Consider the following 13,547-nt stretch of genomic DNA (forward strand, 5'->3'; position numbering starts at 1 on the left):
CGTGCTCGGCGCGAATGGCGCTCCGACGCCGCCCTTCGCGACCCGCTTGATCCCGCCGGCGTCGCGCATGGGACCGCTCACCGACGCCGAGCTCGCGCCCCACCTCGCGACGCGCCAGGTGAAGAAGTACGCGCGCGCGGTCGACCGCGAGAGCGCCCGCGAAACACTCGCGGAGCGCGCGAGCGGAGCGACGTCCGCCGCCGCCCCGCCGAGCACCGCTTCCGCGGGCGGTCGGACGGCGCGCGCGAAGGAGGAGCCGAGCGCCTTCGAGAAGATCCTGAAGTCACCGCTCACGCGCTCGGTCGCGACGCAGCTCACGCGCAGCCTCATGGGCGCGCTCCTCGGCCCGCCCCGCCGCCGGCGCTTCTGAGTCGCTCCGGCCGCGGCGTGGGGGCGCCGGACGGGCGGCGAGCGCGACCGCCTGCCCGGCGGCGCGCGCTTTTCCGCCGCCGGGCTTCAAAAGCGCGTGTGGTCCTGGCATACGGTGGCATGCTTGCGGACGAGTCGAGGGGTGGGTGGAGTGGGCGGTCGGGATTGCTCCTGGTCTCCCTGGTGTCGATGTTGGTCGTGAGCGGATGCGGGCTCTTCGGAGGCCTGCAGGTGCCGCCGCCGGCGCCGATGCCCCGGCCCACCGCCGCGCCGGAGGCCTACCTGCTGCTGCGCCTGAAAGAGCGCCGTCTCTACCTGGTGGAGAACGAGGTCAAGCATCCGGCCGAGGGCTATCGCGTAGCGATCGGACAGCCGAAGTGGCCGACGCCGGCCGGCCGATTCCAGGTCAACGAGCTGGTCGAGAATCCCGACTTCCTGGCCTTCGATTTCAACGACATCAAGAAGCCCGATCGCGGCCGCATCCCGCCGGGGCCGAACAACCCGCTCGGATTGCGTTGGATCGGCTTCGCCCATGCGCATGGCTGGCAGGTCGGCTTCCATGGCACCGCCAAGACGCAGATGCTCGGGCTGGCCGTGAGCCACGGCTGCGTGCGCATGGCGAATCCGGACATCGTCGACCTCTTCCCACGCGTGAAGCTCGGCACGGCGGTCGTCGTCGAGGAATGACGCCGGTACCGGTCAGTGGTGCACGATGACGGGGGTGCCGAGCACGACCTCGTCGTAGACACGGATCACGTCGGCGTTCCGCATGCGGACGCAGCCCCCGCTCACCGCCCGACCGAGCAGCTCCGGGTGCGGCGTCCCGTGGATACCGACCGTCCACCCCTCGCCGTGCGCGAAGCCGATCCAGCGCTCGCCGAGCGGGTTCCAGGGTCCGGGCGGCACCCGCTCGAGGACGCGGGTCGGATCCTTCGGATCGAATCGATGGAAATCCGGATGCTCCACCATCTCCTCGACCCGGAAGCGGCCCGTCGGCGTTTCGTGACCCGGGCGACCGACCGCGATCGGGAACGATGCGATCGGTGCGGCGACGCCCTCCTTCATGAGGTCGAGTCGGCGCGCGGTGACGCGGATGACCAGGTAGGTGGTCGGCCGGGCCGGAGGCGCCGGAACTGTGAGACGAGCCGCGGTCTCGTGATCGGCCTTCGGAGCGGGGCGACCACACCCGCCCGCCCCCGCGGCGACCAACAGCCCGACACCGAGGAGCGCCACCACGCCACGGGGTCGTCGAAATGTCATACGGAGGTCGTCCTGAACGCGAGCGGGGAGCGGTCGGCCACGCCAGCGACGTCACCGTAGCCAGAACGGAAACGGGCGGCGAGGCCCGTCGAGACCTCGCCGCCCGTGGCGTTTCCGTTCAGATCGATGCGACGGCGTTCGGTTCAGCCGCCACGACGCTGGGTGACCGGCGGCGGCGGCGGAGGAGGCGGAGGCGGCGGCGGTGCCGGCGGCGGCGGCGGCGGCACGTAGGCCGGCTCTTCCTCCGGCTGGAACACGTGCTGCACGGTGATGCCCGTCGACGCCCACTGACGCGCGACGTCCGAGCCCGGACGCGCGACCATGTTCGCGTAGTCGTAACGGCCGAACCAGCCGAGGGTCGTGTTGGGCGCGACCTCGAAGGCGATGCCGCCACCGGCGTTGAAGCCGGCGCCGTCGTCGCTCATGATGCCGCTCATGTCACGGTAGTATCCGCCCTTGGCTTCGACGTACGACTCGACGGGACCGGTCAGCAGCGAGAAACGCGGACCACCCGTGATCGAGAAGACGCTGGCCAGGTCGTCGTTCGACGAATGGCCGTCACAGCAGTGATTCTCCCCCTCGTAGAGGAAGAACTGCGGGTTACCGATGATCGAGAGCGCGAAGTTGTCGGTGAGATTGAAACGATACCCGCCCTCGATGCCGACGGTGCCGCCGATGTCCGGATCGATCGTGCGGCGATATTTCGAGAGCGGAAAAGCCATACCGGCGTTCACGCCGACTTCGGGGCCGTCGGCGTAGACTGTACTGCCGAGGCCGACGACAGCGGCGCACAACGCCGCCGCGAGACCCCTCTTCGTAACATTCCCCATAAGTGTCCTCCTTACTCGTTCTACTCGTGTACCCGTTCTACTCGTTACATCCACGAATCCTATCAAGCGGTTGACGCTTTGCGACACGGCGACATGATGACGAAATGATACGCGGAGAACAAGGGGGCACCAATCCCTTTTGATTGTGGTTGGTTATCGAAGATCCTCCCCCTCCCGGCCCGAATCACGACCCGGAACGACCGGGTCGGATCCACGCCTGGCGCGCGCTGAGACGGCTCCTCGACTCGCTCTTCGACCTTCCGTTCTCGCTCACGGCTGTCGTAGCCGGGCGGGTGTTCGGGAGCCTGCCGGTCCTCGGGAGACCACGGAACACGGAAGCCGCCGCTCGACTCGTCCATCGGGGGAACGCCATGAAGATCGGCCCGAAGCGGAAACGGATCGTCGGGGCAGCGCTCGTCGCCGGAATGATCCCCCTCGCGACACGGCGACGTTCTCGGGCAGCCACGCGCGTCCGCGTGCTCCCGGCCGCAAACATGGACATTCCCCAACTCCCCGAGTCTCAATATCCGATAGCCGTAAACGGGAAACCCGTATGACTTCGAGATATTGGGTTGCTTCTACGCATTCCTATTGGTATCGATCACACGGCTTTTGCCAATCACCATAATCTTTCGATGGGGGGTCAGATATGACGACGAAAAGGCGAGCCGTACGCTCCCGTGGGAAGTCGGCCGGGACGCTGGCCATCCTGCGGCGACGCGCCGAGGCGATGATGGGTCGCTTGCGCCGAGCCGGCATGCAACAGGTGCGGGCCCTCGAGCGTCAGATCGATCGGTTGAACAAACAGCGTCAGGCGCTTCTCGCGGAGATCGGCGAGGCCGTCGGGGCGGGAGCCGCCCGACGGGGATCCGGCCGTCGGACGACGGGTGGCACTCAAAAGCGCATCGATTGGGACGGAATCTTCGCGAAGCTGCCCAAAACATCGTTCAAAGCCAGTGACGTACGAGCGCTCGTTCCCGGCGTCGCCGCCGGCACCCTGTCCCAGCGCCTCACCGGTTGGGTGAACGAGAAGAAGCTGAAGCGCACGGGCACACGGCGCGGCACTCGGTACGTACGGGCCTCCTGAATCGGCAGCGTACGGCGAAGGCGGGACCGGAGGCGCTCCGGTCCCGCCTCCTGCTCCATTTTCCAGCACGCCATTTCCGAAGCGGCGCCTCGATCCCACCGCTCCCGAACGGCCGCGTCGGCTATAGCATCACGCGATCGCGCCTCCCGAGTTGACAGCCAATTTTCTCCCTTCTAAGGTTTACCGCTCCACGCTTCCGGTTCGACATCTCGAGGCTCCGATCATGCGAATGATTCTTCCGAGCGTGCGCGCGCGACGCGACGTCGATCGTGCATTGCAAAATTTTTTTGCTACGTATCGCAACGCGGAATTCCGTCGGTTCATGAACACCATTTGTCGCTTTTACGGCGTCAAGCGGCCGACGATCGAGTGGTACGAATACCTGGACTGGGGCAAGGGCGCTGGCCGGACGTGGGACGACGGCAAGATCGGGCTCGTACACCCCGAGAACTGGAAGCGCGGGCGAAAATACAACGGCATGCGCCAGTGGATCCACACCGTGCACCACGAGTTCGGCCACTACCTCTTCTGGGCCGACGCCGAGCGTAAGGCCGACCTCTTCGCGGACAACATGATGTCGGGCGTGAGCGACGCAACTCAGCGGACGCGCGCGCGACCGAAGCCGATGACACGCATGCGCATGACCGGCCAACAGCGGAGCGTCGCCCGCCGGCGCTCCGCGGTCTGCTGAGCGCTCAGGTCGCGACGTCTTCGCCGCCGTCGACGCCGATCACCGTCCCGGTGATCCACTGCGCGTCGTCGCCGGCGAGCATGGCGATCACACGCGCGACGTCGCCCGTCTCCGTCATCCGGCCACTCGGATTGCGGGCCCGGACGTGCCCGGCCATGAGCTCCGAGCCCGGGATTTTCCGGAAGGCCGGCGTGTCGGTGACCCCGGCGCGAATGGCGTTCACCGTGACGCCCATGGGCCCGAGTTCGACGGCGAGCTGGCGCACGTGCGCCTCGAGCGCGGCCTTCGCGGCCGAGACGGCACCGTAGCCCGGCCAGACGCGCGTCGATCCGGCGCTCGTCATCGCGACGACGCGGCTGCCCCGCACCAGCAAATTGCGCGCGGCGGCGTCCTGGACCCAGTACACGAGGCTGTGCGCCATCACATTCATCGTCATCTCGATCTGCGCGGGAGTCGCGAACCGGGCCGGCTCGGCGCCGACGAAGGGCGTGAGGCTCCCGAAGGCGAGCGAATGCATCAGGACGCGAATCGCTCCACCGCCCTTCTCGGCCATGCGCTGCGCTAGGGCATCGAGCACGTGCCGCCGCTTCTCGTGATCGGCTGCGTTCATGTTCAAGAAAAGCGCGTCGCGTCCTGCCGCGCGGATCGCCGCGGTGATCTCGTCGACGTGGGCGAGACCGGCGCGACGATCGAGGTGCACACCGCACACGTCCATGCCGCGCGCCGCCAGCGTCCGCGCGGTCGCCTCGCCGAAGCCGCTGGAAGCGCCGAGGATGAGCGCCCACCGTCCCGCCGTGTCCGCCATGGGGGCGGACCATAAAGCAAGCGACCCGCATCGACAACCGACTGGATTTCTTGCGTTTCCTTCCCTGGGGCTGGTAAGGCATCGGCGAGCATGGCGCGAGCACGAGAGGGCGGGCCGACGATCGCGAATCGGTGGTGGGTCGACGCCGACAAGGGCGAGGACAAGGGCGCGAAGGGCGCACGGCCCCCGATCGGCAGCCTCTTCTTCACCATCGGTTACGACTTCGATCAGGAGCGCGCCAAGCAGCGCCTCACCGACGCCAACTTGAAGCTGCTGGCCGAGGCCCGTCCTCCGGTGAACGAGTGGCGGACGATCCACTTGGTCCCGAACGAGTCCGTTCCGGCGGAAAAGATCGAGCGCATCAAGCGCCGACTCCCCCTTCCCCCCGGCGCGCGGGGCGTGATAGTGGACTCCGGCCGTTCGGCCCGCTTCGTCCTCACGGGTGATCCCGTTGGCGAGCGAGTGCTCGAATTCACGCTTGGCGAGGCTTCATCGTTCGACTGTTGGATCCGGGGAGATTGGGTGCGCGAAGAGCTCTTTCGCGACCTCGGCGACGCGCTTCGCCGCGGAGAGCGGTTGGTCGGCGAGTACCTCGGACCCGAGCCGCATGCCGACAACCAGACGACAAGCATGAGCGCGTAAGGAGGGGGTTCACGACATGACACAGGTAGGCCACGAAGCGGAAGAAGTGAAAGACGTCGTGTGGACGTATGCAGGTTGGACGGTCATCCTTCTCATCTGCATCGGCGCCGGGGTCTTCATCGGCTACACGCTCTGGGGAAACGCGAGCTCGCTGCAACGGGATCTCTCGGCGGCGACCGAGCAGGTGAATACGTTGAAGAACGAGCGCGAGACCCTGAAGAGCCAGCTCGCGCTCTGCACCCGCGACAAGGAACTCTGCCAGAAGCAGGCCGCGGCGGGCCACTAAAGCGCATGGTCGGAGCAGGCCGCCGTGGACACGGCGGTCTGCTCGTCTCTCCGCCGAGCGTTCCGAGACTTATTTCTTCTCTTGCTCGTTCTGCTCGGCCAGCTGCCGCTTCCAGTCGAGGACGCGCGCTTTCGCCCCTTCGGCTTCGGCCTCGGCGATCATGCCCTTGCGCTGGTAGAACATCGACAAGCTCGTGTGCGCGAGGGTGTCGTCCGGCGTCAGCTCCACGAGGCGTTTCCCCTGCTCGATCGCCTCGTCGAACCGCTTCGCGTCGGCATAGGCCATCGCGAGCCCAAGGATGGCGTCGGTGAAGGCGGGATCGACCGCAAGGGCCTCCTGATAGGCGGCGATCGCCTCCTCGAGGCGGCCCTCGGCCACGTGATCGACGGCCAGATCGTAGAGCTCTTCGGCGCTCGGCATGGCTCCGGAACCTAACGAATCGGCCTCGGAGCGACAAGCGGCGCCGCGTTGACAGGCCGCGGACCGGTCCCTATTGCTGGGCGCTCCGCATCGACGGCTTCGATGGCGGCCACGAACGTCCGGGGAACTCCGACCGCGCCGCGTTGGCGCGTGAACCACACCTCAGATCCCGCGAACCAATGCTCGCGAACGACGAGCTCACGGCCGTTGACGAAACGTACCCGCACGTCGGCGGTCGCCGAAGACGCTGAGCCGAACGTGAACCCAGCGACGATCGAACCCACGCCGACCACCGATCCGACGAACGATGCGCTGCGTGCGCGCGTCCTCGATTTCATCGCTCGGCCCTCCCACGACGATTTTGACGGTCTCGCGCTCGAGATCCATCACTACCAGTATCGGGTGAATCCGGTGTACCGGCGCTTCGCGGACCGCCTCGGCGCGGCCGCGCCAGGCGCCTGGCGGGAGATTCCCGCCGTCCCGGCGGAGGCGTTTCGCATGAGCGTGCTCGCCTGCGGGCCGGCGGAGCGCGTCTATCGCAGCAGCGGCACGACCGCCGGCCCCGGCCGACGCGCCGCACACCACGTGCCGGACGTCGACGTCTACCGCGCCTCCGCGCTCGCCGGGTTCGCGCGCGCGGTTCTGCCGTCCGGAACGCGCCGCCGCTTCGTCGTCGCGGCTCCCGAGCGCGCGAGCCATCCCGCGTCGTCCCTCGGCGAGATGGTGACCTGGCTTCGCCAGAGCTCGGACACGGACAGCGTGCCTTCGTGCCTCACCGCCGGCGGCGTCGACGTCGAGCGGCTCGCGCACACGCTCGATCGCGTCGGCACCGGCGGACCGATCGTGTTGATCGCGGTCACGTCGGCGCTGTTGCGGCTCGCCGACTGGGCCGAGGCGCGGCGGCGCCGCTTCACCCTGCCGGCCGGCAGCCTCGTCGTCGACACCGGCGGGTGCAAGGGGTACGCGCAGGATCTCGCGCGCGCCGACGTGCTCGCGCGCTACCGGCGCATCCTCGACGTCGCGACCGAGCAGATCGTGAACGAGTACGGCATGACGGAGCTCGCCTCGCAGCTCTACGCTACGGGGGACGGCCCGCTGCGCGCGCCGCCCTGGCTGCGGGTCCTCGTCTGCGACCTGGCGAGCGGCCGTGAGGTCGCGCCCGGCGCGGTGGGATGCCTCCGCTTCTTCGACCTCGCGAACCTCGGCTCGGTCCTGGCAATCCAGACCGAGGACGTCGGACGCGTCCGCGACGGCGGGATCGAGCTGCTCGGCCGGGCGCCTGGAGCCGTCGCGCGCGGGTGCTCGCTCCTCGCCGACGAGGGAGCCGCGTGATCGGCCTCGACGAGCGTTTGACGCCGACACGGACGCCGCTCGTTCCGGCGCGGGTGCGGGCGCTGGCGCGAACGCTGCGCGCCGGTGCGACGGGACTCCGTGCGCTGCCCCTGGAGGCGCGCATCGCCGCGATCGATCGGCTCGCGGCCGCGTGGCTCCCCGCCGACTCGCCGTGGCGCGCCCGCGCCCGCGCCGAGCTCGCCATGTCCACCGGACACCCGGCCCCCGTGATCGACGCCGCCCTCGATCATCTCTGGCACGCGCTCCGCGCGCCCGAGCTCGCGGCCGCCGTGAGGGGCGAGCTCGCCGACGCGGATCTCCGCCGGTTGCCGGACGTCGCCCTGCACGTTCTCGCGGGGAACGTGCCGGGCGTGGGCGTGTTCGGCATCGCGGCGGCGCTCCTCGCAGGCGTCCCGAGCCTCGTGAAGCCCGCTGCCCGCGAGCCTTTCCTGCCGGCCCTCCTCGTCGAGTCGATCGCGGCGCTCGCGCCCGAGCTGCGACCCGCCATTGCCGTCGCACCATGGCGCGGTGGAAGCGAAGCGCTCGATGCCGCGGCGTTCGGCGCCGTAGACCTCGTGCTCGCCTACGGTCGGGACGAGACGCTCTCCCGTATCGCCGCCCGCAAGCCGGCGCGTCTCCTCCGCCATGGCGACCGCACGAGCATCGCCCTCGTGGCCCGCGCCGCGCTCGGCCCGCGCACTGCGCGCGCGCTCGCGTACCAGACCGCGCTCTACGACCAGCAGGGGTGCCTCTCGCCGCGCGTCGTCTTCGTGGAGGACGCCGACCGGCGCGACGTCGACCTCTTCTCGGCCCTGGTCGCGGCCGAGCTCGGCGTGCTCGAGCACGAGCTCCCGCGCATCCCCCCGGAGCTCGGCGCGCGCGCGAGCGTCTGGCGGTGGCTCGAGCGCGAGCGCTGGCGCGCGCAGGAAGGCGCGGACGTGTCGGTGCACGGAGGCCGCGACGGCGCGGGGAGCGTGGTCTGCGATCGGACGCCAGACTGGTCGACGGGTCCGAGCTTCCGACACCTCGTGCTGATACCCGTCGCGACGCTCGCCGGAGCCGCCGAGCCGCTGCGCCGTCTCGCGGGCACGATAGAGGCGGTCGGCTACGCGGGGCCGGTCGAGAGCCTCGCGGAGGCGGCCGCGGTGGCCGCGGCGGCCGGGGCCCATCGCTTCTGTCCGCTGGAGCGCCTCCAGGCGCCGCCGTTCGCGTGGCGCCAGAGCGGCCATCGCCGCCTCGCGAGCTTCCTCGCCCACGACGACGCGGTCGCGCCGGCGCTGCCCTTCGCGTGACCCGGCGCCCCGACCGACGCCGCAGGCGCCGCGGCGAGGCGCGCGACGCCACCGCCCTCGCTCGCGACTTCCGCCTGCACGTCGCCCAGACCTCGACCGCACCGCTCGGCATCGTCGTCACCGAGGCGCGCGGCGCGTGGCTCACGGACGGGGGCGGCCGGCGCTATCTCGACCTGCTCTCGGGCATGGGGGTCGTGAACCTCGGCCACGGCAACCGCGCCGTGATCCGGGCGTCCCTCGCGCAGCTCCGCCGCCACCTCCACGTCATGGTGTACGGCGAGTACGTGCTGACAGCGCAAGTCGAGCTCGCGACCCGCCTCGCCGCGCTCGCCGGTCCGCCGTTCGAGAGCTGCTACTTCACGAACAGCGGCACGGAAGCCATCGAGGGCGCGCTCAAGACCGCCCGCAAGCACACGGGGCGCAGCGGCCTCGTGGGGTTCGCGCTCGGATTCCACGGCGACACCTTCGGCGCGCTCTCGATCGGCGGGAATCCGCTGTATCGCGACCCCTTCCTGCCGTTGCTTCCGAACGCGACGATCCTGCCGTGGCAGGACGCGCGGGCGCTGCGCGCCATCGATCGCCGCACCGCCGCCGTCGTGATCGAGCCGGTCCAGGCCGAAGGCGGCGTGCGGGTCGCCGACCCGGCGTATCTCAGCCTCCTGCGCGCGCGGTGCGACGAGGTCGGCGCGCTCCTGGTGTTCGACGAGGTCGTGACGGGCATGGGCCGCACGGGCACCCTCTTCGCCTTCCAGGGATGCGGCGTCCGCCCCGATCTGCTCGTGCTCGCGAAGGCGCTCGGGGGCGGCCTGCCGCTCGGCGCGTTCCTCGGCACGCGGCGCGTCCTCGCAACGCTCACGAAACGGCCCGCCCTCGCTCACGTGACGACCTTCGGGGGTCATCCGCTCTCGTGCGCAGCGGCGCTCGCGGCGCTGAACGAGACGGTCGCCCGCGACCTCCCGGGCCGCGCCGCCGCGAGCGGCCGCGTCTTCCTCCGCGGCCTCCAGGACCTCGCGGCCCGCCACGCCGTCATCCGCGCGGTCCGCGGCGCCGGTCTCCTGCTCGCCGTCGAGCTGGCGACGCCGATCGCGACCCGCCGCTTCGCCGCGGCCTGCCTCGCGCGCGGCCTCATCGTCAACTGGACGCTGCACCGCGACACCGTGATCCGACTCGCGCCGCCGCTCGTGATCGGACGCGCCGAGATCGAGCTCGCGCTCGCCACGATGGAGGCGGCGCTCGGAGACCTGCGACGGACGAGCTTCCGCGCCTAGGGAAGCGCTGGTTCTCTACCCCGGCGTCCCGCCGATCTTCGAGAGCAGGTACGCCTGGATGAACTTGTCGAGGTCGCCGTCGAGCACGGCGTCGGTATTGCCGACCTCGCAGCTCGTCCGGTGGTCCTTCACCATGCGATAGGGGTGCAGCACGTAGGAGCGGATCTGGCTTCCGAAGCCGATCTCCTTCTTCGTCTTGCTGAACGCGTCGAGCTTCTCCTTCTGCTTCTCCATCTCGAGGTCGTAGAGCTTGGCGCGCAGGATCTTCATGGCCATCGCCTTGTTCTTGTGCTGCGAGCGCTCGTTCTGACACGCGACGACGATGCCGGTCGGCATGTGCGTCAGGCGAACCGCGGAGTCGGTCTTGTTGACGTGCTGCCCGCCCGCGCCGCTCGACCGGTAGGTGTCGACGCGGAGGTCCGCCTCGTCGATCTCGACCTCGATGTCGTCCTCGATCTCCGGATAGACGAAGACCGACGCGAACGACGTCTGTCGGCGCGCGTTGGCGTCGAACGGCGAGATGCGCACGAGGCGATGGATGCCCGACTCGGCGTGGAGGTAGCCGTAGGCGTACTCGCCCTCGATCGTGATCGTGGCGCTCTTGATGCCGGCCCCCTCGCCCTCCTGCTGCTCGAGGATCTCGACCTTGTAGCCCTTCCGTTCGCACCAGCGGAGGTACATGCGGAAGAGCATCTCGGCCCAGTCCTGGGCTTCGAGGCCGCCCGCGCCGGGATGGATGCTCAGGATCGCGTTGCCGGCGTCGTGCTCGCCGCCGAGCATCTGCCGCATCTCGAGGTTGCCGATCCCCTCGTCGACGACGTCCGCCTTGGCGATGCCTTCGGCGAGCGCGTCGGGATCCCCCTCGACGGCGAGCTCGAGGAAGACGTTGGCGTCGTCGAGCTCGCCGCGCTGCTTGCGCCAGCCGTCGAGCGCCGACGTCAGCCGCGAGCGCTCGCGCTGGACCTTCTGCGCCCGCTCGTGGTCGTTCCAGAAGTCCGGCTGGCCCACCTGCTCGTCGAGCGCGCGCAGACGCGCCTCCGTCCCCGGGACGTCAAAGATGCCCCCGAAGCGTCTCGAGTCGCCGCTCGAGCGACGTGAGGCGCTCTTTCAGCTCGTTGTTGGTGATCTGCGCCGTCGTGCTCATGTTTCCTCCATCGCGACGTCCGCGCGTCCGCCCCTGCCGACGACCGCGACGAGCACGAGCAGCGCGAGGCACCCGTACACGAACACGTCACCGAAGCGGGTATAGAACGTATGGATCCCGACCCAGCTGATGGTGTCGACGCGCCACGCCGACTCGAAGAGCCCGGTGCGCCAGCGGATCGTCCCGTCGCTGTCGACCATAGCAGAGAAGCCGGTGTTCGCCACGCGCACGAGCGGCACCCGGTTCTCGATCGTCCTGAGGGTCGCCATCGCCAGGTGCTGGTACGGAGCGGACGTGCGGCCGAACCAGGCGTCGTTCGTGATGTTGACGAGAAAGTCGGCGCCGCCGTCCACGAAGCGGCGCGTGAGGTCGGGGAAGATGCCCTCGTAGCAGATGAGCGTCCCGAAATTGCCCCGCGTCGTCCGGAAGACGACCGGCGTGTCGCCGGCCCGGAAGTCGCCGACGCCCTCCACGACCTTGTCGACGAAGAAGAAGAGCGACTTCAGGGGCACGTACTCGCCGAAGGGCACCAGCTCCATCTTGTCGTAGAACTGGTCGGCGGTGCCGTCGGGTCCGACGAGATACACGCGATTGTGCATCCGGAGAACGGCGTGGTCGTAGCTGAACGCCGGGCTCCCGACGACCAGCCACACGCGCAGCCGGCGCGCGAGGTCGAGGATACGGTCGCGGAGGTCGCTCTCCTGCTGGAAGAAGAACGGCGCCGCGGTCTCCGGCCAGACGACGAGCTCGGCGCCCCCGGCGACCGCCTCCCGCGTGAGCGCCTCGTACCGGGCGATGGTGGCTTCCTGATAGGCCGGATCCCACTTCACGTCCTGGGGAACGTTACCCTGGATGAAGCCGACACGAAGCGTCCCCTTGGCCGGCCGCGCGGCGAGGTCGTGCACGCGCCAGTAGCCCCAGCCGACGAGCATCGCCAGCAGCGACGCGAGCGCCAGCATCGCGCGCGTGCTCGGCGCCTCGCCCGCGAGCCAACGACGGACCGCCGTGTAGACGACGACGTTGACCAGCACGACCAGCGCCGAGAGTCCATAGACGCCCGTCACCTCCACGAACTGTACGAGATAGGTCGCGCGGTATTGCGAGTAGCCGAGGCTCACCCATGGAAAACCCCCGAGCACGTAGGTGCGGATCCATTCGACGACGACCCAGGCCGGCGGGGCCACGAGCGCGAGCTCGACGCCGGCGCGCCGCGCCCACTCGCAGGCCGCGGCGACGATCCCGAAGCCGAGCGCCAGGAACGCGCAGAGAAGCAGGAGCGGTCCCACGCTCACGAGCGGCGACAGGTTCGTATAGGTGCCGATCGTGAACACGAGCCAATAGAGCGTCGCGAGGTAGAACACGACGCCCGCAAGCCATCCCGCGCGGAACGCCGCGCCGGTGCCGCGCCCGAGCGCCGCGAGGAGGAGCGGAACGAGAGCGATCCAGGCGACGGGACCCCAATCGACGATCGGAAACGCGAGCGCGAGCGCGGCGCCGCTCATGGCGGCGAGCGCGAGCGCCCGCCGTCCCTCGAAGACCGGAGCCCCGGGTACGATCGCCTCCCGGCCGACGGGCGCCGGCCCGCCGTTCCCGGTCACGCGCGCCTCGCGCGCGCCGCGCGCGCCCGCGGACGCGGCCCGCGGGACACGGTCGCATGCCCGCCGGCCGCCCGCACGGGCGGCGTCATGGGGCCGATCGCTGCTCGCACCCCCCGCGCCTTGCGCGCCATGCGGCGCTCCTCGGCCTGCGAGATCTCGTGGTCGTACCCGAGGAGATGCAGGATGCCGTGGATCAGGAGCTCGTCGAGCACCGCCGCGAGCGGACGTCGACGCTCGCGCGCCGCCGACACCGCGGTATCGAACGAGATCACCACGTCACCGAGGCTCGCCGTGTCCGGCGGCACCGGAGGCTCGTGGAGCGGGAACGCGAGCACGTCGGTCGGCCGGTCCTTGCGGCGATAGTCGCGGTTCAGCGCGCGCATCTCCGCATCGGTCACGAGCGACACGCTGAGTTCGCTGCGGCGGATGGCGAGCACGCCCAGCACCTGCCGGGCCCGGGTGGCGAGATATCGGCTCCAGACGGCGCCGGTGGGCGCGCGGCAGGCGAAGGCGACGGGCATGC

At 69.9% G+C, this 13,547-nt stretch carries 16 protein-coding genes; 9 read left to right on the forward strand and 7 right to left on the reverse strand.

The features are described from left to right. A partial coding sequence (locus IT293_06860) for a DUF853 family protein (GenBank protein MCC6764367.1) occupies positions 1–370 on the forward strand: 370 nt, incomplete at its 5' end. Positions 371–552: 182 nt separating this feature from the next. Further along, entirely contained in the window at positions 553–1,056 is a 504-nt protein-coding gene (locus tag IT293_06865) for a L,D-transpeptidase (protein ID MCC6764368.1), read from the forward strand. A gap of 12 nt (positions 1,057–1,068) precedes the next feature. Here IT293_06865 and IT293_06870 read toward each other — a convergent pair whose 3' ends face one another. Together IT293_06870 and IT293_06875 are read right to left on the reverse strand one after the other, a co-directional pair. Then, complete coding sequence (locus IT293_06870) at positions 1,069–1,629, reverse strand: L,D-transpeptidase (protein MCC6764369.1); 561 nt, start codon at positions 1,627–1,629, stop codon at positions 1,069–1,071. A gap of 143 nt (positions 1,630–1,772) precedes the next feature. Then, positions 1,773–2,459, reverse strand: a complete 687-nt coding sequence (locus IT293_06875) for an outer membrane beta-barrel protein (protein MCC6764370.1) — start codon at positions 2,457–2,459, stop codon at positions 1,773–1,775. Between the two features lie 742 nt (positions 2,460–3,201). Here IT293_06875 and IT293_06880 point away from each other — a divergent pair. Beyond that, entirely contained in the window at positions 3,202–3,546 is a 345-nt protein-coding gene (locus IT293_06880) for a hypothetical protein (protein MCC6764371.1), read from the forward strand. Positions 3,547–3,868: 322 nt separating this feature from the next. Beyond that, complete coding sequence (locus tag IT293_06885; GenBank protein MCC6764372.1) at positions 3,869–4,237, forward strand: hypothetical protein; 369 nt, start codon at positions 3,869–3,871, stop codon at positions 4,235–4,237. A 4-nt stretch (positions 4,238–4,241) separates the two neighbouring features. On the opposite strand, the gene IT293_06890 is transcribed toward IT293_06885, so the two are convergent. Then, on the reverse strand, positions 4,242–5,042 hold the full coding sequence (locus tag IT293_06890; GenBank protein MCC6764373.1) for an SDR family oxidoreductase: 801 nt from the start codon (positions 5,040–5,042) through the stop codon (positions 4,242–4,244). Positions 5,043–5,132: 90 nt separating this feature from the next. Between IT293_06890 and IT293_06895 the strand changes: the two genes are divergently transcribed. Beyond that, entirely contained in the window at positions 5,133–5,684 is a 552-nt protein-coding gene (locus IT293_06895) for a hypothetical protein (protein ID MCC6764374.1), read from the forward strand. A gap of 16 nt (positions 5,685–5,700) precedes the next feature. Beyond that, positions 5,701–5,970, forward strand: a complete 270-nt coding sequence (locus tag IT293_06900) for a hypothetical protein (GenBank protein MCC6764375.1) — start codon at positions 5,701–5,703, stop codon at positions 5,968–5,970. Positions 5,971–6,039: 69 nt separating this feature from the next. Here IT293_06900 and IT293_06905 read toward each other — a convergent pair whose 3' ends face one another. Then, positions 6,040–6,390 (reverse strand): tetratricopeptide repeat protein, encoded by a 351-nt coding sequence (locus IT293_06905; GenBank protein MCC6764376.1) that lies wholly within the window; start codon positions 6,388–6,390, stop codon positions 6,040–6,042. Positions 6,391–6,648: 258 nt separating this feature from the next. Here IT293_06905 and IT293_06910 point away from each other — a divergent pair, with 258 nt between their 5' ends. From IT293_06910 to IT293_06920, 3 genes are all read left to right on the forward strand, one after another. Then, positions 6,649–7,722 carry a hypothetical protein gene (locus IT293_06910; GenBank protein ID MCC6764377.1) on the forward strand — a complete coding sequence of 358 codons (1,074 nt, stop codon included), beginning with the start codon at positions 6,649–6,651 and terminating at the stop codon, positions 7,720–7,722. Continuing rightward, entirely contained in the window at positions 7,719–9,014 is a 1,296-nt protein-coding gene (locus IT293_06915) for a hypothetical protein (protein MCC6764378.1), read from the forward strand. Before IT293_06910 ends, IT293_06915 begins: the two co-directional genes overlap by 4 nt. 74 nt (positions 9,015–9,088) lie before the next feature. Next, complete coding sequence (locus IT293_06920) at positions 9,089–10,282, forward strand: aspartate aminotransferase family protein (protein ID MCC6764379.1); 1,194 nt, start codon at positions 9,089–9,091, stop codon at positions 10,280–10,282. Positions 10,283–10,297: 15 nt separating this feature from the next. Here the strand turns inward: IT293_06920 and prfB are convergent, their stop codons facing one another. The 3 genes from prfB to ybeY all read right to left on the reverse strand — a co-directional run bounded on the left by prfB (position 10,298) and on the right by ybeY (position 13,545). Then, complete coding sequence (gene prfB, locus IT293_06925; GenBank protein ID MCC6764380.1) at positions 10,298–11,341, reverse strand: peptide chain release factor 2; 1,044 nt, start codon at positions 11,339–11,341, stop codon at positions 10,298–10,300. An 81-nt stretch (positions 11,342–11,422) separates the two neighbouring features. Further along, positions 11,423–13,024, reverse strand: a complete 1,602-nt coding sequence (lnt, locus tag IT293_06930) for an apolipoprotein N-acyltransferase (GenBank protein MCC6764381.1) — start codon at positions 13,022–13,024, stop codon at positions 11,423–11,425. Continuing rightward, a complete protein-coding gene (gene ybeY, locus IT293_06935; protein ID MCC6764382.1) occupies positions 13,021–13,545 on the reverse strand; it encodes an rRNA maturation RNase YbeY in 525 nt (174 codons plus the stop codon). The genes lnt and ybeY overlap by 4 nt, the downstream gene beginning before the upstream one ends. Positions 13,546–13,547: the final 2 nt, after the last annotated feature.

Source organism: Deltaproteobacteria bacterium, assembly GCA_020848745.1.
Classification (GTDB): Bacteria; Desulfobacterota; Binatia; order UTPRO1; family UTPRO1; genus UTPRO1.

Bases quoted from the DNA above. Each gene is read 5' to 3' on its own strand.
- IT293_06895 (MCC6764374.1), top strand. From the start codon at position 5,133: ATGGCGCGAGCACGAGAGGGCGGGCCGACGATCGCGAATCGGTGGTGG.
- IT293_06900 (MCC6764375.1), top strand. From the start codon at position 5,701: ATGACACAGGTAGGCCACGAAGCGGAAGAAGTGAAAGACGTCGTGTGG.
- IT293_06905 (MCC6764376.1), bottom strand. From the start codon at position 6,390: ATGCCGAGCGCCGAAGAGCTCTACGATCTGGCCGTCGATCACGTGGCC.
- IT293_06890 (MCC6764373.1), bottom strand. From the start codon at position 5,042: ATGGCGGACACGGCGGGACGGTGGGCGCTCATCCTCGGCGCTTCCAGC.
- IT293_06875 (MCC6764370.1), bottom strand. From the start codon at position 2,459: ATGGGGAATGTTACGAAGAGGGGTCTCGCGGCGGCGTTGTGCGCCGCT.
- IT293_06870 (MCC6764369.1), bottom strand. From the start codon at position 1,629: ATGACATTTCGACGACCCCGTGGCGTGGTGGCGCTCCTCGGTGTCGGG.
- IT293_06885 (MCC6764372.1), top strand. From the start codon at position 3,869: ATGAACACCATTTGTCGCTTTTACGGCGTCAAGCGGCCGACGATCGAG.
- ybeY (MCC6764382.1), bottom strand. From the start codon at position 13,545: ATGCCCGTCGCCTTCGCCTGCCGCGCGCCCACCGGCGCCGTCTGGAGC.